This window comes from Pontixanthobacter aestiaquae (assembly GCF_009827455.1).
Classification (GTDB): Bacteria; Pseudomonadota; Alphaproteobacteria; order Sphingomonadales; family Sphingomonadaceae; genus Pontixanthobacter; species Pontixanthobacter aestiaquae.
This window is the reverse complement of record NZ_WTYZ01000001.1, coordinates 70,094-95,259: the sequence shown is the minus strand read 5'-3', so window position 1 is coordinate 95,259 and position 25,166 is coordinate 70,094. Positions and strand designations below refer to the sequence as shown.

Annotated in this window: 15 protein-coding genes and 1 tRNA gene; 11 read left to right on the top strand and 5 right to left on the bottom strand. The window is 58.3% G+C overall.

The window, feature by feature from the left end:
• Positions 1 to 11 precede the first annotated feature (11 nt).
• From GRI35_RS00355 to GRI35_RS00330, 6 genes are all read left to right on the top strand, one after another.
• Entirely contained in the window at positions 12 to 908 is an 897-nt protein-coding gene (locus GRI35_RS00355; protein ID WP_160612185.1) for a dienelactone hydrolase family protein, read from the top strand.
• Between the two features lie 47 nt (positions 909 to 955).
• Entirely contained in the window at positions 956 to 1,267 is a 312-nt protein-coding gene (locus GRI35_RS00350) for a GIY-YIG nuclease family protein (protein ID WP_160612184.1), read from the top strand.
• 314 nt (positions 1,268 to 1,581) lie between these two features.
• Positions 1,582 to 2,178 (top strand): hypothetical protein, encoded by a 597-nt coding sequence (locus tag GRI35_RS00345; RefSeq protein ID WP_160612183.1) that lies wholly within the window; start codon positions 1,582 to 1,584, stop codon positions 2,176 to 2,178.
• Between the two features lie 44 nt (positions 2,179 to 2,222).
• Positions 2,223 to 2,573 carry a hypothetical protein gene (locus GRI35_RS00340; protein ID WP_160612182.1) on the top strand — a complete coding sequence of 117 codons (351 nt, stop codon included), beginning with the start codon at positions 2,223 to 2,225 and terminating at the stop codon, positions 2,571 to 2,573.
• A gap of 392 nt (positions 2,574 to 2,965) precedes the next feature.
• On the top strand, positions 2,966 to 3,961 hold the full coding sequence (locus GRI35_RS00335) for an SPFH domain-containing protein (protein ID WP_160612181.1): 996 nt from the start codon (positions 2,966 to 2,968) through the stop codon (positions 3,959 to 3,961).
• Positions 3,961 to 4,455 (top strand): NfeD family protein, encoded by a 495-nt coding sequence (locus GRI35_RS00330; protein WP_160612180.1) that lies wholly within the window; start codon positions 3,961 to 3,963, stop codon positions 4,453 to 4,455. The genes GRI35_RS00335 and GRI35_RS00330 overlap by 1 nt, the downstream gene beginning before the upstream one ends.
• A gap of 9 nt (positions 4,456 to 4,464) precedes the next feature.
• Here the strand turns inward: GRI35_RS00330 and GRI35_RS00325 are convergent, their stop codons facing one another.
• The gene (locus tag GRI35_RS00325; protein ID WP_160612179.1) at positions 4,465 to 5,415 is read right to left on the bottom strand and encodes an SDR family NAD(P)-dependent oxidoreductase; all 951 of its coding nucleotides are present in this window, start codon (positions 5,413 to 5,415) and stop codon (positions 4,465 to 4,467) included.
• Between the two features lie 193 nt (positions 5,416 to 5,608).
• Between GRI35_RS00325 and GRI35_RS00320 the strand changes: the two genes are divergently transcribed.
• A tRNA-Leu gene (locus GRI35_RS00320) sits at positions 5,609 to 5,695 on the top strand.
• A gap of 240 nt (positions 5,696 to 5,935) precedes the next feature.
• On the opposite strand, the gene GRI35_RS00315 is transcribed toward GRI35_RS00320, so the two are convergent.
• From GRI35_RS00315 to GRI35_RS13760, 4 genes are all read right to left on the bottom strand, one after another.
• Positions 5,936 to 6,208, bottom strand: a complete 273-nt coding sequence (locus tag GRI35_RS00315; RefSeq protein ID WP_160612178.1) for a hypothetical protein — start codon at positions 6,206 to 6,208, stop codon at positions 5,936 to 5,938.
• A 232-nt stretch (positions 6,209 to 6,440) separates the two neighbouring features.
• A complete protein-coding gene (locus GRI35_RS13965) occupies positions 6,441 to 6,569 on the bottom strand; it encodes a recombinase family protein (protein ID WP_328598448.1) in 129 nt (42 codons plus the stop codon).
• A gap of 232 nt (positions 6,570 to 6,801) precedes the next feature.
• A complete protein-coding gene (locus GRI35_RS00305) occupies positions 6,802 to 14,229 on the bottom strand; it encodes a hypothetical protein (protein ID WP_160612176.1) in 7,428 nt (2,475 codons plus the stop codon).
• 152 nt (positions 14,230 to 14,381) lie between these two features.
• Positions 14,382 to 15,380 (bottom strand): AraC-like ligand-binding domain-containing protein, encoded by a 999-nt coding sequence (locus GRI35_RS13760; protein ID WP_290258991.1) that lies wholly within the window; start codon positions 15,378 to 15,380, stop codon positions 14,382 to 14,384.
• A gap of 240 nt (positions 15,381 to 15,620) precedes the next feature.
• Here GRI35_RS13760 and GRI35_RS00295 point away from each other — a divergent pair, with 240 nt between their 5' ends.
• From GRI35_RS00295 to GRI35_RS00280, 4 genes are all read left to right on the top strand, one after another.
• Positions 15,621 to 16,754, top strand: coding sequence for a TIGR03032 family protein (locus tag GRI35_RS00295; protein WP_160612175.1), 1,134 nt, complete (start codon positions 15,621 to 15,623; stop codon positions 16,752 to 16,754).
• Positions 16,755 to 17,383: 629 nt separating this feature from the next.
• The gene (locus GRI35_RS00290; protein ID WP_160612174.1) at positions 17,384 to 18,274 is read left to right on the top strand and encodes a M16 family metallopeptidase; all 891 of its coding nucleotides are present in this window, start codon (positions 17,384 to 17,386) and stop codon (positions 18,272 to 18,274) included.
• A gap of 116 nt (positions 18,275 to 18,390) precedes the next feature.
• Complete coding sequence (locus GRI35_RS00285) at positions 18,391 to 24,945, top strand: autotransporter domain-containing protein (RefSeq protein ID WP_160612173.1); 6,555 nt, start codon at positions 18,391 to 18,393, stop codon at positions 24,943 to 24,945.
• A gap of 27 nt (positions 24,946 to 24,972) precedes the next feature.
• Positions 24,973 to 25,146: a hypothetical protein gene (locus GRI35_RS00280; RefSeq protein WP_160612172.1), complete on the top strand. Its 174-nt coding sequence runs from the start codon at positions 24,973 to 24,975 to the stop codon at positions 25,144 to 25,146.
• Positions 25,147 to 25,166: the final 20 nt, after the last annotated feature.

The window sequence follows — 25,166 nt, the reverse complement described above, 5'->3', positions numbered from 1 at the left end:
GAGACGAGACGATGTGCGATGATTCCACTATTGAGCAAGAAGATGCCGCGTTGAAACGGATGAAACTCAGCCGACGGGAATTTGCCGCACGTGCCGGGGCTCTGGGTGGCGCCGGGGCGATTGCCGCCTGCGCACCCACCGACGCCAACCTTGCCGCCCCGCCAGAGGGGACAACCGTGGGCAGGAATGTCGAATTTACATCTCAGGATGGCACCATCGACGCTTTTTTTGTTCACCCCGCAGGCGACGAAAAGCACCCCGGCGTGATCCTGTGGCCCGATATTGCCGGCCTGCGGGAAGCTTACGAAATTACGGCCACACGGCTGGCAGAGGCGGGCTATGCCGTTCTGGCGATGAACCAATATTACCGCAATGCGAAAGCGCCGGTGCTGGGCAGCTTTATGGAATGGCGCACCGATGAAGGCCGCGCAAAGCTGCGCCCGATGATCAACAATCTCAGCTCCGACGCGGTGATGCGCGATGCCAAGGCCGCGGTGGCGTTTCTCGATGCGCAGGATGCAGTCGATACATCGCGCGGCGTCGGCAGCAACGGGTACTGCATGGGCGGGCCGTTCACCGTGTATTCGACCGCTGCTGTGCCCGGCCGCGTCAAAGCCGCCGCCAGCTTCCACGGGGGCGGATTGGTCCGCGATGACGATGCGAGCCCGCACAGACTGATGCAGACAACGCAGGCGAGCTATCTGTTCGCCATTGCCGAGGATGACGACGCCAAAGCCCCGAACGACAAAGTGGAACTGCGCACAGCCGCCGACGCTTCAGGCCGCCCCGCAGAAATCGAAGTCTATCCCGCCCCGCATGGCTGGTGCACGATAGACTCGCCGGTTTACGACAAGGAGCAGGCGGAACGGGCGTGGGCGCGGATGTTGGTGTTGTTTGCGGGGCTGTGAGAACAGCTCGTCATTCCCGCGCAGACGGGAACCCAGAGCGGTAAAGTATGGCACGTGAAATTAATCCCCACGTGTACCTCCTTGCATCAAAGCGAAACGGTACCCTCTACCTAGGCGTAACCTCGGACCTGCTGGCCCGCATCCATCAACATCGCACGGGTACAATCGAGGGATTCAGCAAAGAGCATAATGTCAAAATGCTCGTCTGGTTCGAGCAGCACGGCACCATGGAAGACGCAATCCAGCGCGAGAAACGCATCAAGAAATGGCGCAGAGCATGGAAGCTAGACTTGATCGAACAGGCCAATCCAACGTGGCGCGATCTGGCCGACGATTTCGGCTTCGATCCATTCCCCTAAAGCGCGACGCCCGCCCACCGTCATTCCCGCGAACGCGGGAACCCAGAATGAGGTTGTGTTGGGAGGAAGTTTAGCGCGAGAATAGTGATGGTGCGCGTCGCCTCCAAGTCGGTGACTTCGGATGGAGCGCGCTAAACTACCCTAGGTTCCCGCGTTCGCGGGAATGACGGTGTAAAAAACTGGACAGCCAGTTAGACAAATCCCACGACCCCAGTTTGTCATCGGTAGCAAACATCGGACAACCAGCGCCTAGGAAGAAAGTACCGCAGTCTGTAGCGACTGATGTACTGTTGAAATCATGGAGACGATGCGCTGTGTGTTACGGCCTTGATCGCGAGACGGGGATCAAATCCGGCCAAATCGCGCATATCGATAAGGATGCCTCAAACTCGGCACCAAATAACTTAGTGTTCCTCTGTCTCGTGCATCACGATTATTTCGATAGTAGTACCTCTCAAAGCAAAGGCCTTTCACCCGATGAAGTGAAAGCTTTTCGGTCCGAGCTCTATGAAGACGTGTTCAAGAGCTTCACACAGAAACTGCGTTTTGGGGAGTTGGAACTGCCAGCAAGCGACCCATATGCAGGGAAATGGATCAGAATTGATTCTGATATCGATAGCACAGAGCCAAATTTTATTTCGTTACCGGAAAATTTTGAAGGTAATAACCAGTATTTCCTCAGCGGATTGGCGTTAAGGCATGGGGCGAATATAGACTGTCCAAACCTCGGCACAATCGAAGCAGTTGCCGTACTATTTGATGACGGCGAAATGGTGATCCACGACGATTTCAAAGAGGATCATTCAACCACCCTCATATTGTCGAACGACCGCCTTCAAGTCCGCGAGGAGAACGAGTGTTATGCTTACGGGATGGGGGTCACTTTTGAGGGAGAATATGCTCGCTCTTAATCCAGTTCTTTCCTACACCGCCAGAATCTGCCTTACCCTGCCGGATGGCAGATCACCTGAACCCCCGCTCCGCACGCCGCACCCGCATCCCCGCATTCCACCTTGTCCCGACACGGGCACGCGTTGATGGGTGGACGCCGCTGAGGCAGGCGGAATTTATCGGGTGTTCTGCCGAACCACGCCCGGTTGTGGGGGCCGCGCGAAAGGTCACACCCGGGCTGCAGTGGGAGCATGCTCTGCCGGGCAAAGCGAAGCCGATTATGCGCAGCGGCACTTTCCGCACGGTCACCAAAAAACCCGACAATTCTAGGGTTTTGCAGCATCTCGCGCAGCTGGATCGGGCGTGCAGGCGGATCGATGCAGAGCATGCTGCGCGCCGAAAGTCACAAAAATGAAAACTGCCGTATGTGTTCCATGTTTGTTTGGGTCCCTCAGTCGCCGGAGTCTCTTGTTTGGCCTCAGGCGCCGGCGGCTGCATCCGCAGCCTTGGCTATCCTCGCTTTCGCTCCCTGACGGTCGCTGCGCTGCGGGCGGGCCGGTCGGCCCTATGGCTGCCGCGACCAAGGTTCTTGGTGCCAGCTGTCTATCTAAACGCCTGTTCTTGGTCGCGGCAGCCAGAGCGCGACCGCGCGCCGCCGTTAGGCGTAGCCAAGTGAGCGGATGCGAACGCCGGCGCTTGAGGCAAAACAAAAGACTCGCCCGCTCTCTGCAACCTTCCTCCCCCTCTTCCCACCTCGTCGTCCACCCGCTACTCTCTGCAGCAACATAACACTCACAGGGGTTTCACATGCTCGAGTCCATTCTTCTATTGCTGCTGATCGTGCTGATTGTCGCGGTACTGTTTTCGACCGTCCGCGTGGTCAAGCAGGGCTTTGTCTATACGATCGAACGGCTTGGTAAATTCACCAAAGCGGCAGAGCCTGGCCTGCATATCCTGATCCCGTTTATCGACCGGATCGGTCACAAGATCAACATGATGGAGCAAGTGCTCGACATTCCCGGGCAGGAAATCATCACTGCCGATAATGCGATGGTCGGGGTGGACGCCGTGGTGTTCTTCCAGGTGTTGGAAGCGGACAAGGCGGCTTACGAAGTGTCCAACCTCTATGGCGCGATCATGGCGATCACGACCACTAATTTACGGACCGTAATGGGTTCGATGGACCTCGATGAAACGCTGTCCAAGCGGGACGAGATCAATGCGCGCCTGCTGAGCGTGGTCGATCAAGCGACATCGCCTTGGGGTCTGAAAATCACCCGCGTGGAAATTAAGGACATCCGTCCGCCGCTCGATATTTCCGAAGCGATGGCGCGGCAGATGAAGGCGGAGCGTTTGAAACGTGCCGAAATCCTCGAGGCAGAGGGTGACCGGGCCTCGCGCATTCTTCGCGCAGAGGGCGAGAAGCAATCGGCTATCCTCTCCGCTGAAGGCCAGAAGGAAGCCGCATTCCGCGATGCCGAAGCGCGCGAACGTCTGGCAGAAGCCGAAGCGAAAGCGACGCAAATGGTGTCCGATGCGATTGCCGATAGCGGCAACGCGGCGATCAATTACTTTATCGCGCAGGAATACACCAAAGCGGTGGGCAAATTTGCCGACAGTCCAAACGCCAAGACGATCCTGTTCCCGGTAGAGGCGACGCAGCTGATCGGATCGCTTGGCGGGATTGGCGAATTGGTCAAGGATGCCGTGGGCGGTGACCATCCCGGCAATACGCCGCCGCGGGTCAGCAAGAGCGCCGCGCGCACCAGCGTTCCGCGCTCCACCCCGCGGAGCAGCAGCTGATGGAATGGTTTCAGGGCCTCGATGCGGCGTGGGCGTGGCTTGCCATCGGCATTGCCTTGGCGGCGCTGGAGCTGGCGCTGCCGGGGATTTATCTGATCTGGCTTGCCGTGGCCGCGCTGGTGACCGGCGCGCTCACCGCCGTGCTCGATCTGGGCACAATGGTGCAGGTGCTGAACTTCTTCTTCCTGTCGCTGATCATGGCGTTCTCGGCCAAACGGTTCCTGCGCGACCGGCCGATTGAAAGCGAGAACCCGATGCTGAACCGGCGCGGTGGTCAGATGATCGGCACGGTCGTGCGCGTGGTGAAAGCTATCGACGGCGGGGAAGGGCGCGTGACCATCGGCGATAGCGAGTGGATCGCCAAGGGTCCCGATGCGGCAGTTGGCGAGCAAGTGCGGGTGATCGCGGCGCAGGGCGCGACCGTGACGGTTGAGCCGCTGGTTGCCGGGGCGCCTCTGATCGAGAGCGAAGTGGCGGGTGACCGTTCGGCCTGACGCGCGGGTCTAGCGCGCCCCTTTGCCTTCATTGTTGAAGCGGCCATATTTGCGGAACCGCTCCATCCACCGGTCAAGGAACAGCGCGAGCGGCTTGGGCTCGATACCAAGCTCCTTGAGGCCGGGATAATCGCCCGACGGCACGTTACCGGCCTTGAGCATGATCCACTGGTCGCGGCCCATCGGGGTGAGCGGCATCGCGGCAAAAATGCTCGAGGCAAGGTCGGGCATTTCGATAAAGAGCGGGCTGCGGTTCTGCGCCCTGGCAATCCGCTGGTGCAGATCGAGCATCGTGATCGGTTCGGGACCGGCAATCTCGAATGTCTTGCCGCCATGCTTTGCAGGGTCGACCAGAGCCGCAACCACTGCATCCGCCGCGTCGTCGACCCACAGCATCTGCAGCGGGGCTTGCGGCGCGAAAACGGGCAGGGCAGGCAGAGTGCTGATCATGCCAGCAAGCATGGTGGTGAACTGGTCGTCCTCGCCGAACAACATCGACGGGCGGATGATGCTGACTTTGGGAAATGCAGCAAGCACTTCGCTCTCGGACGCCGCTTTGGCCCTTGCGTACTCAGCTTCGGAAGCCGCATCCGCACCAATCGCGCTGACATGCACCATCGCCTCAGCGCCGGCATCCTTGGCGGCCCGCGCAACATTGCCTGCGCCGCGGCCGATCAACTCCATCAGATCGCCATCGAACGACCCGACCATATTCACGGCCAGATCCGCGCCCTGCATCACCGCCGCAACACTCTCCGGCTTGCGCACATCGCAGCGCGCGAATTGCAGCTGCCCGAGATTGGCGAGCGGCTTCAGCGTGAAGGCTTTCTCCGGATACCGGCTGGCTACACGAAGCCGCGCCCCTTTCTCGAGCAGAGCTTGCGCCACGCGAGAACCGAAGAAGCCGCTGCCGCCGGTCATCACAACCAGTTTGCCGTTCAAAAAGTCTGCTTTCGCCATTGCCTCGGGCCTGTCTCGATCCTGCATTGAATTCGTAAAGCGCCATGCCGCAATGCGCACTTGGCTGCAACCGTTCGTGCACTTGCAAATATTGCGCTGCGCGGTGCGCGCAATTCCGTTGACAGACTCCCCGCCGCCCCGCTATCGGCCCGCTCCTACCGCGAGTAAGGGCAGCTGCCCGCTCGTTACCCGTGCCCAGATGGCGGAATTGGTAGACGCGCATGCTTCAGGTGCATGTACTCGCAAGGGTGTGGAGGTTCGAGTCCTCTTCTGGGCACCATTCATTGATAGAAATCTTTTATAATCAAGTACCTGACTGGTGATTGATTTTTTGCAACCCACCTTTAAGTCCGCAGAAGTGCCTTTTGGGCGTTGCCTGACCCTTGTGCGCGTTTCTCGACCAGACGGCTTTCGACATCATAGAGATAGACGCTCCCTACATCAGCGGTGAGATTGCCATTGGCATCGTGGCAGAAGCTCGCGCTGCCTGCTGCCTCATACGGTTGAGGCCTTTAGTGGTTTAGGAATGGGCGCGATCGACATGGCCATCCCATGCATAGGTCTCGTTCGTGCGGCTGATATGTGAAAGTTGGCCAGAGGGGATGTAGTCATAACTGAAGGTCATATTGCCCGCAGTCGCCTGCAGATCATGTTCAAGAGAGATTGTGCGGCCTGCATGGTCAAAAGTGGGCGTGGTAACCGTATTGAACTGGTTGAAGGGGCACTCGCGCTTCTTGACCAGACCGCGCTCGGTATAGCTCATCAAGCCGAGCTGCGTGGTATTCTCCAGCATCCGGTCAGCACGATTCAGCCCGTGATGCTCGAGTTGCCAATATTAGCCGTCAGAACGCGTGATCCGCGTGCGGTTGTCATTGTCGTCATACTGATAGGTAGCGCGCGATTGGCGCCGTCCACCGAGTCCGCCGATTGGCATTGTGTTCGCCCCCCCGTTGGGATCGTGCCTTTTGCATGACCTGTTGTAGAATAGGACCGCCACGTGGTTGCTGGTCCGGCTGCGGAGGAGGTTATGATGCCATCTGCGACAAGCTTGACGCAACCTTCCCAGCAGCCTTGGCTTTCTGGATTCCTTCGAGTCGCCGTTCCCGGCGGATGTCTGTCTCGATGCAGGCCACTGCGCCCAATATTCGGATCACCAATTTGCCAGTGCTGCTTTCCGTATCGACACCGCTTTGGATGAGGTATTTGAACCTCACATTTTACAGGCAGTTTCTCGATGATTTGGTGCAGGGTGCCGACTGATCCTCAAAGGATTGAACCCGATCATGTGTCAGCATAAGCAATGAAATTTTTAGCATAGGCACCATCAGCGCATGACGTAGCCCCGCCTTCGCAATGATGGTGCGATCGCGGGGCTTATCAAATGGTTTAGAACCGGAAGCGTACGCGCATCGCCGCTCCGTAACCTTCGACATCATCGCCGGTTATGTAGTTTGCCTCGAACGTTCCGCTTACGGGGTCGCTGGCTTTGCCGATGCCCAAGCCAAGCGCGAAATCCGCGTAATCGCCGATAGCGGGGTTGGCGAACGAGACCGTCTGACCGCCGCTGGTGAACGTCGCCAGATCCTCGCCATCGAATTGATGGACATACTGGCCGCTCGCATAGATCGTCGCGCTTGTTGCTGCCATTGCGAAGCCCGAGCCGATGCGTGCGCCTGCCTTGCCGAGCAATCCTTCGCCTTCATCGAAAGCGAACGAGCCTTGCGCTGTTCCGAAATCGTCTATCGTCGCTTTGAACCACGAGAGCGACGCGACAGGTTCGAGGTAAAAGGCAGAGCGGTCACCAAACAGGGCGCCTATTTCTGCTGTTGCACCGTAAACATCGCCATCGACGTCGGCAGAATAGCCGCCAGACACGCTGCTACTGACCGCAGAAACATTGTCATATTTTGCAAGTACGCTGCCGAAGAACGGCCCGGTATCGAAGCGCAGATATGCGCCGATATTCAGCACGTCGTAATCAACGCTATCGGCAGACCCGGCGAAGCCGAGCTCGCTGCTCAGATAGCCGCCAGTGAGGCCGTAGCCAAAGCTTGCCGAGCCAAGATCGACGCCGGCCTGTATACCGAAGAAATCCTGATCGTATCCGACATCGAACTGATTGATAATCCCGTTGAACTGCGAGTTCACGGCCCTTCCGCGCTTGATCTTGCTTCCGAAGGAGGAAACCCAGAAACCCGCTTCACTGCCTGAGGACCCGCCCAGTTGGCTTTCGGACGGTTCGGTCCGGTTACGAAGCCCAGCCATTTCGCGCGCCCATGCATCAGTAGACTGCAGCCACAGATTACGTGCACTTTCAGCGAACGAAGCAGTCCGGAAGACTGCTTCACTTGGGGCGCTCGACAGGAGGAAGTCGTTATTTGCCGCATCGAATGTAACATCGAAGCTGACCAACCCCTGGTTGAGGGAGGAACCATCGATGGTGAATGCTCCATCAATCGATCCCGTCTGTGCGTCCACTAGAAGAATATCCGAAGTCAGCACCCGGGGGCCGTCGCCAAGCGGATTGAAGGCAATCACCGTAGATCCGGTAGCAGCGCCTTCTACCGTCAGAAAATCGGACTCACCCGTACCGTTTCCGTCAAACGAAATATCTAGCGAAAGCAGCGAGTTGACGGTTCCCTCGAAATTGCCACTTAAGGCGAGATTCGTGCCGACTGTACCGTCAACGAGGTCGATTTGACCACGATTGAGGAAGCGCTCCAACCCCAGGATCGAACGGCGGATCGCGGATTTTACTTGTAAGACACCGAAATTCTCGAACGAGTCTTGACCGGCTCCGAAATTGCTATCGGCGGTAGCGTCGAAAGTACCGTTGTTGACTACGCGATCGTCTCCGGAGAGGAATTGGACACGCCCGGCGATCAATCCATCATTGACGAGATCAACGGTAACCGTCGGTGTCGCTTCGTCCGCAGGCGTCGTTACGCCGACTGCTGCTTGCCCCCCGCCCAGAGTGCCAGTGTTGCGGATAGCAACCGTGCCTTGCAGATTGCCGTCGATAGCGACCCCGTATCGCCCGCCGGTTGTTTGCCCGGCAAGATCGAGGTCAGCCGTTCCAGCAAAGGATGTAAGGCTGATACCATCCTGCCCGCCTTGCACTGTGCCGGTCGTGGTAATGCTGACTGGTCCTGCGGCACTGCTGGCCGTTATCCCGAAAGCGCCGCCGGAGGCGTTGTTTGCCGAGATTGCGGTTTGCCCGGGGCCGTAGTTCATTACGCCTATGCCAAAGGCAGCACCCGTGGCCGTCCCCCTGGAGACAACACTGACATCGCCTGCCGTGGCGTTGACAGCCAGAATGCCGCCATAACCGATGCCGTTGGTATCATTGGCATCGATCGATAGCGCTCCGCTGCCCTGATTGAGCACGCCAATGCCGAGAAAACCGCCTTCCGCCAAGCCAGCACTCGTCACCGATACGTCAGTGCCGGTGTGAAGCGCCGCGATTCCCAAATCCCCGCCGAAGCTGTCATTCGCCACAATGGTCGTCGCGCCCGAACCGGAGTTGAAAGCGCCGATACCCAGCAATACGATCTCCCTGCCACCAGGAACGCCGAAAGTAAGCAACTCTAAGAGAGTAAGCGTGCTTGGCGCACCCGTGACCCCGCCCGTGGCTGTCCCTGTAGAAATGACTGTTACATCTGTTCCGGCACCCTCGTTGCGGGCGCTGATCCCGTTCGCACCGCCGGCCGTGTTATTTGCGGTTACGCTGAGAGTACCTGTACCCTCCTGAAAGGCAGCTATGCCCAGAAGCGAACCAGTAGCGGTTCCGGTAGAAGTTACGCTTATATCGGCGCCGCGCGCTTCGTTGACGGCCGTTATCCCGGAATAGCTTCCGCCTGCGCTATCGTTGGCAACGATGACCAGATTGCCATCCCCTCCGTTGATTGCACGGATGCCGTCTATACCGCCGGTCGCCGTCCCGCTGGATATGACAGCTATGCCGCCAGCGGTGGCAGAACTGACGGCCACGATGCCGGCATCGTTTACGCCGGTACTGTCGGCGGCGGTCACCTCGGTCGCGCCGGTGCCCATATTGTCGACCGAGATGCCATCATCTTCGCCCATCGCAAGCCCGGTCGATACAACAAATAGGCCATCGGCGTTCCCGTCGGTGCGGGCGCGAATGCCGTCGTCACTGTTTCCGATCGTGTCGTTCGCCGTAATCGACAGCGCACCCGATCCGTAATTCTTGGCGCTGATTCCGTTCTCGCCGCCTTCAGCCAGGCCGGTCGAGGTTATCGAAAGGTCGGTGGCGGTCATCAGATTGTCCGCCTCGATCCCGTCGCCCGCCTCGCCGATCACAGTGCCGAGCGCCACGATGGTAAGCGATCCTCCTGCATTGTCGGCATCGATCCCGTTGACCGCGCCGCGCGTAATGGTGCCGGGAGCCTGATAGATATAGGTCGAGCCGGTTGCATCATTGGCGCTATTATACGCCGAAATTCCGTCACCGCTTTCGCCGGTGACATCGCCCGCAACCGAGATCGAGAGCCCGCCGGTGCCGAAATTAGAGGCGTAGATGCCGTCCACGCCGCCGGTCGCGGTGCCGGTGGATACGATGGCCAGGTCAGTCGCCCGGCTGGTGTTGAATGCCGCGATGCCAGAAAAGGCGGCGCCGACAGTGTTGTTGGCCGTAATGGTGAGCGCGCCGGTGCCATCGTTGAACGCCGTGATGCCGTCGGTTGCTCCACTGGCGATGCCGGTAGAGGTGATTGTTAATTCCGAGCCGGGCAGGAAAATCGGTTCGGGCCCGTAAGGACTGCCGTTTTGCGCCACAATGCCAGAACCGGTCCCACCATAAGTGTTCACCGCTGTGATGCGCAGCGCTCCGGAGGTTTCGCCGCCGTCCCGCTCCACACCGTTGCCGTAGTTGCGTGCCTGTATTCCGTTTTGTCCGCCGCGCGCCGTGCCGGTGGAGGAAATAAGCAGATCACCGCCAAGAGTAGTATTGTTGACGTAGATACCGTCCAGCTCATCCCCGATGGTATCAACCGCATCGATAATCGTACTGCCGCTTTTCTCATTATAGACGCGGATGCCATTTTGGCCGCCCTTGGCAGTGCCGGTTGACGTCACTGTGATATCGCCGAACCCGAATTGCGCGAATATCTGAATGCCGTTGCGCCCTGCCCCGGTCGTATCCTTGGCGGTCACGGTGATGGCTTCCACGCCAAAACTGCTCACGATGATGCCGCTGTTATCCCCGATCGAGGAGCTTCTGGAGGTAATGGTTATATCGCTGTTGTAGGCTTGGCTGAACGCGTAAATGCCGGCGTTGCCTTCGCCCACGGTGTTCACCGTATCGATTGTAATATTTCCAGCCGTCTCGTTTAATACAGTGATCCCGCGCTGAGCGCCTGTCACCGTTCCCGTGCTGGTTACGGAGATGTTTTCAGCGCCGAACCTTGAGCTGGCGTAAATTCCGGTTCCGCTCGTTGCGGTGACATCGACCGCATTGATGATCAGCTCACCGCGGAATGCCTGTCTTGCAATTATGCCATAATTGCCGCCCAACGCCGTGCCTGTGGATGTGATCGCAATGCCGGTGCCAGATGAACCGGCAATGATGCCCGAATAGCCACCGAAGGTATCGACAGCCTCGATCGTCACTTGCCCGCTTCCGGTCTCAGCCACCCGAATCCCGGCGCGATTTACACCGCGAGCGGTGCCGGTGGAGATCACCGTGGTATCAGTGCCGGAGAAGTTCTGGGCCAGTATGCCAAAACTATCGCCCTCGCTATCGGCGGCAGTGACAGAGACGGTACCGGAGGCGTAGCTTCGGGCGTAAATGCCAACGCCTGCGCCAGAAGCGGTACCTGTCGAAACAATCGAGAGGTCCGTCCCGTTGTTGGAATTGACAGCAAATATGCCAACCGACTGCTCACCCATCGTATCCGCCGCCGCAATCGACAGCGCGCCCGCGCCATAATTGCGCGCAACGATACCTGAAGCACCGCTTGCAGTGCCGGTGGAGGTGACACTGAGCGGTCCGTCGCTGTAATTGAGCGCGATAATGCCGGCATCGGTGCCACCGGTGCTGTCGGCAGCGGTTATGGTCAGCGCGCCTGAGCCTTGGTTGACCGCAGAAATACCGTCGTCATAACCATATGCATAGCCAGTCGATCTGATCGTCAGATCGGTGCCGCCCGCGTAATTCCGCGCGCTGATCCCGTCATCGCCGTAGCCGTAAGAATTGTTGGCCGTAATCGCCAGCGCGCCGCTGCCGTAGTTCTTGGCCGAAATGCCATTGTCTCCGCCACTCGCCGTGCCAGTGGATGTAATGGTCAGGTCGGTCGCGGTTTCGCCATTGAGCGCTTCAATGCCATTGCCGTCGACGGTGGGATTAAAGTAATCTCCCTCCTCGCTGCCATAGGAGGCATCGGGATCAACGCGGCCACCATAAGCATTACTTGCAGTAATCGTGAGCGAACCAGTGCCCCTGTTCTCCGCAGAAATGCCGTTGACACCGCCGATAATGGTGCCAGTGGACGTGATCGTCAGGTCGGTCGCGGTTTCGCCATTGAGCGCGGTGATGCCGTCGCCATTGGCGGTCGGGTTATAATAGCCGTAATAGTCGCCGTAGACGCTTGCATCCGGGTCTGCCACGCCGCCATAGGCATTGTTGGCAGAGATAGTCAGCGCGCCGGTGCCTTCATTCGTTGCATCAATACCGTTGAGGCCGCCTGCGGCGAGACCCGTGGAGTTGATCGTGAGGGCGGTGACATCACTGCCAGCTCGCGCCTCGATCCCGTTTCCGTTGAAGGTGTAGTTGGAAAAGCCGCCATAGTAATCATATTGGGTAGCGGCCGGATTGGCGGTGCCGCCATAGCTGTTGTTCGCATTGATCGTGAGGACGCCGCTGCCCCGATTGGTCGCCTCGATCCCGTTCTCGCCGCCAGCAGCGATGCCTGTCGAGGTGATTATCAGATCGGTGCCGTCAGCGCTGTTGAAGGCAGTAATGCCGTTTCCGTTAGAGGTGTCGTTGGACGTACCATAATAACCATATTCGACCGCATCGGGATCAAACGTCCCGCCGATGACATTGTTGACCTCGATCGTCAGCGCGCCGCTTCCCTGATTGTTTGCGTCAATCCCTTCGGTCCCACCCTGCACAGTGCCGGTGGAGACGATCGAAAGACTGTCGGAATTGTCGGAGTTGGCGGCACGGATGCCGTCGGCTTCTTCGCTTACGACATCGGTGGCAGTGATCGAGAGCGAGCCGGTCCCGGAATTTGTCGCGAAAATGCCGACACCACTGCCGCCGGATATCAAGGCACTTGCCGATATCGTAACGTCAGAGCCAGTCCTGGCATTGTCCGCAGAAATCCCGCCGAAACCGCCTATGACTTCACCTGCCGTATTGATCGAAATCGCGCCCGAACCATAATGTTTTGCGCTGATGCCGGTGCTGAGGCCGCTAGAGGCACCGGATGTGCGACCTGTCGTCGTAATGGTCAGACCGGTTCCATTCACATCACCATAAGCACTGATCGCATCAAAAAAGCCACCGCCGTATGTTTCGGCCGCATTGATCACCAATACCCCCGAACCCTCATTGTCGGCCGAGATGCCACCAAGACCTCCCGATACAACGCCGGTAGTCGTTAGGATCAGATCGGTGCCGTAAACTGAATTATCCGCAAATATGCCAAATCTTGCGGTGCCATTTGCATTCACTGCATCAATGGACAAAGCGCCTGTGCCAGCGTTGTTGACGAAAATACCGTCTACCGCGCTTGATGCGGTACCACGTGATGTGATGCTTAGATCCGTTCCGGATACCGAATTGTAAGCGGCAATTCCGGCGGCGGGACCGCCATTGTAGCTATCGGCTCCGCTCGTATCGACCGCATCGATCGTGAGTGCGCCAGAGCCATAATTGTCTGCATAAATACCAAATGCACCGCCACTCGCGCTTCCGCTTGAGTTTATAACCACACTGGTGCCTGAGTAATTTTTTACTACGATGCCGGAATCCGTTGCGCCATAGCTGTCCTCCGCCATGATCTGCAAAGCGCCCGAGCCATTCTGGACGGCAGAAATGCCGTCGTCGCGCCCTTCGGCAAGACCGGTCGAGGTCACTGTGAGATCGGTCGTCCCTGCATAATTGCGGGCGCGGATACCGTCATCGCCTGCGCCATAGGTATCGCTGGCGGTGATCGATAAGGCGCCGCTGCCGTAATTGTTCGCGGATATGCCGTTGTCGCTGCCTTCAGCCAAACCTTCCGAAACCACTGTCAGATCAGCCGACCCTTCGGTATTGCCAGCGTAAATCCCGTCGCCGTCATTGCCTGTGCTGGTCCCGGCAGAATTGATAGTTAATGCGCCGCCATCGGAAACAATCGAAATGCCGTCGTCGTCGCCGATGATTTGCGAGTCGGCGTTGATGACATTGAGCGTTTGATCGCCGTCGCCATCCATACGGACGCCGTTTGTGTCCGTGCCGCGTACGGTCGTCGGCGTGTCGTCATTTCCGATGACAATCGTCAGATCGTCGACTTCGGTTGAAATGCCCTCAATTTCCTCGGGAGCCGGAGCCACACAGACTATCGTGGCATCCGCTGTCGCAACATCCGGATCGCATTCGGCTGGTACAGCCTGCGCCTGCGCTGTATGCGGAAGAGCGATAGCGATCGCCAATGCCGAGGCGGCCAGCATGAAGTGGCCATGGCGTCGTGGGGCGGTCGAAATTCTATTGCCGGACGCAATTGCGATCGTGGAAGTATAGTGCAGTGCCATCTGGCAAGCCCCCTGAAATGGTTCATGGTAAAACCGCGCGGGCAGGATCATCATGTCCTGTCTCTATCTCGCGATGTCATTGACATGAACACTGGCACAGGCCGAACCGACGGTCTGTGTCCGGGGCTGGTCCAAATATCCCTCAGGCTGGTATATCCGTCTCGGTAAGTATTTGAATCGCAGGATTATCCGCTGGTTTCGCCGACCTATCCCAGATTGGCGATCCACGACGAATAAGTAGCATCTACGCCCGCGAGCCCTTGCAGGACGGAAGCTCCTCCCATGCCGGCCCTTACCTCGCCGCGAAGCTCGTTTGGCTGTACCCCGAACCGGCTACGGAACAGCTTCGAGAAATGGCTCGCATCCTTGAAACCCCAGCGATATGCAATTTGCGAAATGTGGATATGGTCATGCCGCGCAGAGATAAGATCGGTGTAACAGCGCCGCAGCCGGATTTCGCGAATATAGTCGGCAATTCCGCCGCAAGGCGCAAAGATCCGGTATAATCGTGCCCGCGAAAGTCCTAGCGCGCCGGCAATACTGTCAGGCGAAAGGTTGGGTAGATGGAGATGATCCTTGATATACACCTGCGCCCGCAGCAACAGGGCGCGATTGGCCAGCGCCGGAGGGTCGACCGTATCATAGACGACACCATTGAGAGCCAGGGCGGCAAGCTGGGTCAGCGCTTCAGCTGCAGCCGGGGCCTGCGCCCGGGTGATGTCGTGGGCGATTGCGTTGAGTGAAACAACATAGTCGGCCAGCAACCGGCCTGCCCCCACATCGGCCGCCAGTACCGTTCCATGCATACTATCCGGGGTGTGAAGAAGAGGCGCAAGCCGCCTGCGCGGGATAAAGATGTTCAGGACTTCGTAATCTGTCATCTCCGAACGGGTGGTATCGGCATGGTCCTGGATTACCCACGTTCCCGTACCAGCACACACGTGGCGACCGCCAAGTTCCATTTCGGCCGATCCAGTTCGAAAAACATGCAACTGGTAATGGTCCACGCCATCTCGCGCAACGCGCTCAGCGGACCGGTTGAATATCTGCGCTCCGAGCCGACAATGCATTATGATTATATCATCAAGCAGCATGCTATCCATATGGGCAAAATAGCGCTCTTCCGTTTTGTTGTCGTAAGGCTCGACATCGTAGATGACGCTTACGCTTTCACGCCAGGCTGCAAACCGATTCTGAGAGTTCACGTGTTCGGTGCTGAAACGCGTCCTCTCGATTTTCTCATTGGCCTGCATTGTTCCCCTTTCTCGATGACCGTCTGTGAGACCGGCAGCTTAATAGCTGTTTTTCAATGTTATAGCCAATTCTAGGATTAACTTGTAATCGGGTCCGCGAATCTCATGGGCGGATGGTCGGCGGAGCTAACAATGCGCGCTGCCCGCTTCGCCGCGCAATAGCCAATATTCAAGAGCATCAAGGGGTCACCGATGGAATTGCAGGACAGCAAGGCGACGATCGTCGAAACCGCACAGAAAGAACCGGAACCTCAGGCCGAATCGGAAAAATCCACCGAAACAAAAGCGCCAGAGAGCAAGATCGACATCAATTTTTCGGGCGGGCTTGCCCCTTTTCTTGCGGCGCAAAACATCTCTCTCGCGTTCACCTCCTATCAGAGCGGGCGCCTATATCTGGTTGGCCATCAGGCGAACGGAAAGCTGGCGCTGCACGAGGCGGTATACCCACAGGCAATGGGCGTGGCAGGCGACCATCGACGAATTTATCTGGGCACACTGACGCAGTTGGTGCGCCTCGAAAATGTTCTGGCGCCCGATCAGCTGGCAAACGAAAAACACGACAAGGTTTACGTGCCGCGTAATATGCAGACGCTCGGTGCGATTGATTTTCACGAGGTTGGTATTCGCAAGAATGGCACCGTCGTGTTCGTCAACACGCGCTATTCATGCTTGTGCGAACCCAGTCTCAAACACAGTTTCAAACCAGTCTGGAAGCCGCCTTTTATTACAAAGCTCGCACCAGAGGACAGATGCCATTTAAATGGTCTGGCGATGGTCGATGGGGTCCCCAAATATGTCACTGCAGTGTGCAAATCTGACGTGGTCGATGGTTGGCGAGACCGCCGGGACAACGGCGGGCTTATTATCGATGTAGAAACTGACGAGATTGTGATCGAGGGCCTTTCCATGCCGCACTCCCCGCGCTGGCATGATGGGAAGCTGTGGGTGCTCAATTCGGGAACCGGAGAGCTGGGATGGGTCGACACGGAGAACAGCGAATTCGTTCCGTTTGTTTTTTGTCCAGGTTTCCTGCGCGGTTTGTCCTTTCACGGAGGCTACGCGTTCGTTGGGCTTTCTAAGCCGCGCTATGGCCGCTTCGAAGGACTGGCGCTCGACGACCGGCTTCAACAAAAAGATGCCGACGCCTGGTGTGGCATTCAGGTCATTTCGCTCGCTACTGGTGACGTCGTGCAATGGCTACGGCTTGATGGAGCACTCGGTGAATTGTTCGACGTAACCGTTCTGCCGGGCGTTAAAAACCCGATCACGCTTGGTCCACAATCGAAGGAGATTCAAAGCTTCATAACCATCGAACACTCGGCCTGATGCATCTAGGCAAATCACGGCTCCACAAATTTGGATCAAATTGGGAGTAGGTTTTTTGGCCCTCCCGACCCTTCGTTCGTACAAACGCCGCCCTCAGATAAATGTGTTATGGATATAGCCGTAAGACAAACTTTTTACCTCAGCGTCATGCACGAGCTGCCGATGAGATATCCACGGCTCCTCGGCGCTGTGTGCGAGCCAAGGCCCTCGCAGTGCGCTGAATGTCTGATCTTGGTTGTTACTTGCAAGAGTATGACGGGCTTTAGGACGCAAAGTGGTCTTTGGAACTTGGAGCCTCCTGTAGTCCATGCACAAAAATATTGTTAGGTAGCATGTATTTGATGAGATCGACCTGCGGCAGGCGGGCATATCTGTTTGCCTCCAGACCGACTGGCTTGTTTCAGCTTTGGCCTTCCTGAGAACAATGGGGCGCGGAGTCGACAAAATGGCTTTCCCAGACATTGCGACCATCATTTGACCCGTTTGATCAGTCGAGCGCCTCGTGTCCGGTGTGACCGCATCCGTTTCTTGTTCTACCTTCCGCGTCGTTCAGCGCAGAAGGCCACTTCCTTCAAGCTTGCCGAAGCGGCCCAACACGCGGTGTAGACTTCTTCAGCGATCGTTCGTGTATGCGCGCTTGGTATCCGACGCATGATTCCAGTCCGCGCGGGATAATCAACAAGGAAGTTCCGCGTCTCATCCGTTCGGGCGACACACGCTACGGCTTTGGTGATCTGGAAACTTTCACGTCGCCGCAGCTTGAAGATGTTCGAGCTTGGGCGAAGCCACAATTCGAATCCGGATTTATCGAAATTACGGTCGTGGGTGACGTCAGCAAGGACACCATTATCGCGGAAGGCGCGCGCACGTTCGGGGCGCTACCTATGCGTGCCGATAGCCAGCCTGACTATACTGCGGAACGTTCGCTTACGTTCCCGAAAGCCCCAGACGCACCGGTCTACCTCGCCCATGCCGGTAACGCAGAACAAGCGGTGGTCCGTCTATACTGGCCAGCGAATAATGCAGCGGACGCTCCAACATACTATCGCTTAAGAGTGCTTCGAAGCATTCTGCGCAATCGTTTGACAGATGTTCTGCGTGAAGAGCTTGGCTCGACATACTCGCCGGGAGTAGGCGTCCAGTCCAACCCACAAACACCGGGCTATGGCTACGTATTTGCCAACGTGACTACCGACCCGGATCAGGTAGAAACAGTGCTGCAGGCAACGCTCGAAGTCGGGCAAAAGATAGCCGATGATGGCGTGACTGCGGATGAAATAGACCGGGCAGTGCAGCCATTGATCGAAGATCTGTCCAGCTCACTGGAAAGCAACGGATACTGGATGAATGTATTGAACGACGCCCAATCCGATAGCTTCGGATTGACACGTCATCGCCAGCGAGAAGCGATTTATCGCAGCATTACGGGCGGCGATCTCCAGAGTCTGGCCAGCGATTTGTTTGTCGCAGACACAGCATACCCCGTCATTGTCCTCCCTGCCGAAAACACTGGCGAGTGAACTAAATCCCGCGGTCTTCAAACCGCTGACAAAATTTTTTGAGCCATTCTTGGACTTCTTCGCGCCTCTTTACATGAGGGACCGCTTTGTGCGGCCCAATATTTGGAGGATGACGGATGCTGGATCGTGCTCAATGGATCAACCTGACGGGGACCTATCGCAATACGCTGAAACTTGGCTCGGCGGCAGCGGCGTTGGGAACCGCGCTGGTTTTCGGATCGAGCGCGGCTGAGGCGCAGCAGGTTGTGCCGGGCGTCGATCCCGAATGTCCGATCGTGACGATCGACGGCCAACAGGTCGCGGTGTGCGAGGGCGATCTGGAAGACGGCATCACTGCATCTCCAGCAACCCCCGATTTCGACCGCATCGTGGTCCGTAACCCCGACGCGCCGATTGCGCCTCCGGGCTATTTCGGCATCGGTCTGGTCAAGGACAATGGCGATCTCGATATCCTGATTGAGGACGGCGTGATCATCGATGTGTTCGACGATCCGGGCATTCCCGGCGCGGCGCAGGGCATTATCTCGGTCGCGCAGAACGGATTCAATCTTCAACTGGAGACCGGCGCCGACATCACCGCCGACGGCAATGGCTCCGTCGCATTCGGGATCGAGGCGATCGCGCAAGGCGGGGGCGAAGCCTTTGTGACTAATGCGGGCGATATCGACGCCTTCACCAGTGGAGACAGCGCGATTGCAATCCAGGCGCGGGGCTCTTTCGCATCGGTTGCGAACGGAGAGGTTTTCGGTTTCCCGGCCGGTGGCGGCAACATCTCGGTTCGTTCGGATGGGACCGGCGAACGCAGCACGGTGACGGCAGGCATACTCGCGATTTCCGACGGCTTCGGCTTCAGAATACAAAATTTTGAGGCCACCGTGACTGTCGAAACCGGCGCCGCATCGTTCGATACCGATTTCAACGGGATCGCCGGGGCGCTGGTCGGCAACGCTTTCAATTCGGTCGGCGGATCGGTCATTTTCAACTCGGGAGATCTGCTGGCGACCGGCCCTCAAACCCATGGCATCGTCGGTTTCGTGGAATCCATCGACGCGGCCAATCCTGCGCGGCTATCCATCAACAACGGCACGACAGTTGCTGACGAGACCATCATCTCCACGAACGGCGTGGGCAGTTATGGCATCCTGGCACAGGGGCGAGGACCGAGGGTCGATCTGTTTGTCCTGACCAACAGCCGTATCGACATCACTTCGGGCGCGGGCGAAGGCTACGGGATATTCGCGCTTCAGGAAGCGCAGCAAGGCGAAATGGATATACGCAACGAGGGCACGATCACGGGCCAAGGCGATTTCCTGTCGGGCATTCTGGTCTCGACCCTCGCCGGGGCATCGGATGGCGATTACACGCTCGACATCACCAATAGCGGGGACATCACGCTCGATGGCGGCGCGCTGACGGGCATCGGCGTTGCGACCGAGGCCGAGGACGACATCACCGCCACCATCACCAATAGCGGCAATATCGACCTGAGTGCCTCGACCAACCCGCTCTCGGTCGGCATCGGCGTCGCGGTGGGTACGCTCGACGCGAATATCACGGGCGATGGCGACAGTGCGGTGACGATCACCAATAGCGGCGATATTACTATGGGCGCGGGCACGGCGATATTCGCGGTAGCAGATGAGGTCGACCTGTTCGACAATGCTGGCGCGCTCCTCACATTGAGCGATCAATCCGATATCGTCCGGCTCGGCGGCGCGGGTGGCCCAACCCAAATCAGCGCGACCTTCGATCAGACGATTCTGGGTTCAGTCGGCGACGATTCCAACGGGATAGTCATCGAACCGCTGGCCGATAATTCCAACCTTTTTCTGGTATTGGACACCGTGGTCCTTACGACCGCCGGCACTGAAAGCCATGGCGTGCTGGTCGAACAGCTAGGTGAGAACTCGGCTGCGGAATTCACCATCGCCAACTCGGTTATCGCTGCGCCCGGGCCGTCTTCCGACGCAATCAACATCGCCGCCATCGGGCAAGGCAGCGCCCTCACCTTCAACATGAGCAACACAGCCGCCGCGGGATCGGATAACGGCAACGGCCATGCGCTGCTGATCGGCGGAATTGCAGGGCCGAACTCCGCAATAAATGTCAACCTGTTGAACGCAGTCCTGTCGACTCGGGGCGATACGGGCACCGTGTTCGAGATCGAAAGATTTGTGCAGGACGATTCGGCGGGCGTGCTCACAATAGGTGACAGCAACTTCACTTCGAACGGCGATGATAGCGGTGCGATCATAATTGGCTCGGCGGTCGCTGGGCCACTCGATCAAACTTCGCACTCCATCGCGATCGACAACTCGACCGTCTCGACCTCGGGCGACCGCAGCGGCGGCATCTTCGTCAATTCCAATCTGAATGGAGCGACTAATGCCGATTTTGGCATCCAGGTCGACGGTGTTGAGATTTCCACGTTAGGCGCAGATTCGCATGCCCTCGAAATTATCGGCGCGCAAAATGTCCAGGTCGGGGATCCTGCCAATCTGGTCAACGGTCGACCGACCAATGGCGATGTCTTCTCAATCGTCCTCATCGGGGCCAGCGAGGATATCACCGCCGCGGGTGCAAACTCCGACGCGATCCGCATCACCAATCAGGACCGCACAGCTATTCTGGTCAACAACGAAGCGACCGTCTCAGGTGGCACGGGCGATGCCTTTGCGATTAACCTGATGGGGCTGGATGCGGATAGCCCGCTGGCCCTCGAAATCACCGCGCAGGCGACGGTCGCCAAGGCGCGGCAGGCGGATCGGGCGATGAACCTGATCACCACCTATATCAATAGCGACGGCATGCAGACACCTTCGGCGGTGGGCGGCGGGGCATCGGGCAGCGATCCCCTGACCTTCGATCCGGTCGATCTGGCCGGTGCTGATACACTGGTGGAAGTTGATAACGCGACCGTGGAGTCCATGATGGGCGCAGGAGCGATCAGCGCCGATGGCTCGCTGGCTGTGGGTGGATCGAACGGCGCGATCATTCGGACTGGCGAGGACGATGCTGCGGTGATCTCTGCGGTTGAGGCGCTCGCGTTGCTCGCCAGCGATACCACGCTTTCGAGTATGGGTGACAACGCGCCCCTGCTCAACGTGAGCGAACGGGCGGCGGGCGAAGGTACTTTCGTGCTGGCGCAGCTAACCGATGTCACCGCGACGACCAGCGGCGGGAATAGCGATGCGCTGGCGCTGGGCGGCGGGGTTTCGGACAGCATCGGCGTGCTGTTCCTGACCGCGAGCGATCTGGCCGCGCCGAGCGTGGTTTCGACCACCGGCGACGGTTCGCGTGCGATCAGCTTCGATGCACCCGACCGCGGAACCTTCACCGCTGCGATCAGCCGCAGCGAGGTTTCGACCACAGGCGCGGATGCAGCAGCGATCCTGCTCAATATGGGCAGCACCAGCTCGGCGAGCCTAGAACTGCTCGACACGGCTGTCAGCACCTCCGGCGACGGCAGCGACGTCCTGCGGTTGAATACGGGCAGTGCATCCGATTTTACCTTCATCGTCGCCGATTCTGACTTGATCAGCGAAGGTGATGACAGCGCGCTTTTGCGCGTAACTGGCCGCGAAGTCTCGAATGTCGGCAGCATGGTGATGATCGGGGGCACGCTCAGCAGCATTGGCAGCAATTCCGGCGGTATCATCATTGAGGGAGATGAAGCTGCTGGCGGATCTGCACATACCTTCTTTTTCGGCGAAAGCAGTATTTCAACCGCTGGGGAGAATTCTGACGGATTTGTCTTCGAACGGATTGCAAACAGTCCGGACGGAGGCGGATTTAGTGTCGGGTCATTCACCCTGGACGCCGTCGATATCACAACCAGCGGCGCGGATAGCGATGCGTTCTTCGCGGGGTCCTTGCTCGCCGGAAGCGTCAGAACTGTAAACTTGCTGAATAGCAGCTTTGCAACAAGCGGCGACAACAGCCGTGCCTATTTCGCCGAAGCGCTGGGTGGCGGAAACGTAACTTCGCTGCTGATCTCTTCGAGTGATTTCAGCACCGAGGGCGCAAACAGCGCGGCGGTCACCTTTAACGAAGGCAGCGTTTTCAGCGATATCGGTCCGGCGGCATCATCGCTTTCCGCCTTAGATATCAATGGCAGCACGATCGGTACGCTGGGTGACAACAGCCTCGGGATCGATGTGGCGACGCTGGCGGGAGATCAGTCGACTACCGTTATCTCAATGAGCGACAACCAGATCACGACCGCGGGAGCGAATAGCGATGCGATCAGCATCGGTACTCAGGCTGCGATTGGCCGGGAGGCCTCGCACACGATCTCCATCGATCTCTCAACGGTTGAAACGTCGGGCGATGATAGCCGGGGCATCTATATCGGTTCGCTAGTCGATGGTCTCACCCCGGATGATTTTGGCGATCAGTTCGTAACCGATGCGACGATCTTCATCGGAGACAATGTGATTGCGACCTCTGGCGCGCGCTCGCATGGGGTGGAATATGCCACCATTACCGGCGATCTCGAGGACGGTATCGTCGATATCGTGGCCGGCAACAGCACAATCCAGACGCGGGGGGACAATGCCATCGGTATCCTGTTTGGCGGAGTTGAGGGCGCCTTCATCGACAGCGCCGGAAACGACGCTCGACCTCAGCTCAGCCTAACGATGGCTCCGCTTTCGATTGCCACCGAGGGTGACGGATCGCATGGTATGCAGATTGGCGATCTGCCCGCTTTCGATGTAGCGGACAATGCCTCTATCACTCTCACGCTCCTCACCCGGACCGTCACCACCACAGGCGATGGCGCGCATGGTGTGGTGATTGGCAGCGGCTGGGGCGATGCGGATTCAGATACCAATTTCAACGATCCGGGGTCGAACCGCTTCGCTCAGGTCACAGTTGACGGCGCGATCGACGTTTCGGGCGCTGGGTCCCACGGCATCGTTTCCGACAGTCTCATCAACGACTTCCAAATCTCCGAAACAGGCAGCATCACTTCGGCTGACGGCTTTGCGCTCAACTTCGCAAGCGTGGACGATGGGCAGACCATCCTCAATCTCGGCACGATCGACGGCGATGTGATCTTCGGCGACGGCGACGATCTGCTCGACAGCGAAGGCATTTTCACCGGCAATGTGGATATGGGCGGCGGCGCAAATGCGATCTTCATCCGCGCGGGCGGGCTGTTCAATTCGCTCGACAGCATTCTGCTTGGCGTGGGCAATGCTATCACCTTCGAGGGCGATATTTCGCCCGGAGGGGGCGGACCATTCCAAACCACGGCTATTGGCAGCGATCTGATCTTCGGTGATGGTTCGCGCTTCCTGATCGATATTGACGGGATGACAGCTGATACAGGAGCGGCAGGCTTCTTCGTGTCGGACCGCGTGACCGTTGATGGCGATATTACAATTGGCGACGCGACGCTCGCAATCTCCTCGCTCACGGCAGAGGGCGATTTCGACCGTTCGGCGCAGTTCCTGATCCTCGATGCGGCAGGTACGTTGACAGGCGAGTTCAGCACCATTGATGCCGACCTGCCCTTCCTCGACCTGTCGGTAACTTACGAGGCGAACCGCGCGATCCTCAATGCCGGGCGACAAGGCCCGGTGGTGCCATTCGCATCGCTCGGTCTGACGCCAAACCAGCGCGCGGTCGGCGCAAGTTTCGATACGCTTGAACCGAATGCGATCGGCGATCTTGATGATGTGATCGAACAGCTGATTTTTGCGAGCACACCGCAAGCACTAACCGCTTTCGACACGGCATCGGGCGAAATCTACGCCTCACTTTTGTCGCAGGCGGGTCATGACGGCCTGCGCCGTTCGCGCGAGACTTTGGCGCGCGCGCGCAGTGCTGCAAATAGCGGCTGGGGCATCTGGGGCGGGCTGGCCGTTTCGGACAGTTCGACCGATGGTGACGGCAATGGCGCCGCAGTAAACCAGAACGATTTCGGCTTCGATTTCGGGATCGATTATGTCGGCGAAGACAATGCGTGGGCGGCGGGCGTCTCGACGGGTTGGCGCGATGGCAATCTGGATGTACCGGACCGCTTGAGCACAGCAGATTACGACACTTGGTATCTCGCTGGCCATGTCCGCTACGGCAGCGGCGGGAAAGGGGTGACCGCTACTGCGGCAGCCGACTTTGCCGAAACCGATGCCAGCGTGACCCGCACCCTGTCCGTTAATGCATTCAGCCGAACGGCTGTCGGCAATGCAGATGTGGATAGCTTCTCGTTTGCCGGCGAAGCGCGGTACGGATTTGGCGCAGGCGAGAATTGGGCGATCGGACCGGTCGTGTCGCTTATCCATGTCGACAGCGATTTGTCGCTCGATAGCGAAACGGGTGCAGGCAGTGTCGCGCTGACCTCTGCCGATGCCTCGGACGGACGGTCCCGGTTCGGCGCTGGCGCGTTCGTCAACTTCCAGAGCAACAAAGCGGTATTCGATCTTTCCGCGCAATATGTCGAAGGTGCGTCGAACACCGTTGGTGCGCGGCTAGCATTTGCTGATGGTGCGAACGCGCCGTTCACCGTGCTGGCTCCGGTGTCGGACGGTTCGGGTGTGCTGACATCAGCATCTGCCGGGATCGTTCTGGGTTCAGGGCTGTCATTAGGCGCGCAAGTGGATGCCCTGTTTGGCGGTGATGTTGAAGCCGTGAACGCATCAGCGGTTCTGGGCTGGCGCTTCTGATCGCGCGCCATTCGATGGAGCACGGATATGGACGAACTCAACCCCATCGCGGAACGCGAAGTGTTGGAGATACTTGAGCAGGCACTCGAAAAACCTGAGTCCGACCGCCGACGCTGGCTTGCGCAAAAATTGAAAGAGCGCGAGCTGGTTGGCCAACGGGTCGAGGATTTGCTGGCCTTTGCCGAATGCCATTTGCTCTAAGCGCTGCAGTATTTCGTGTG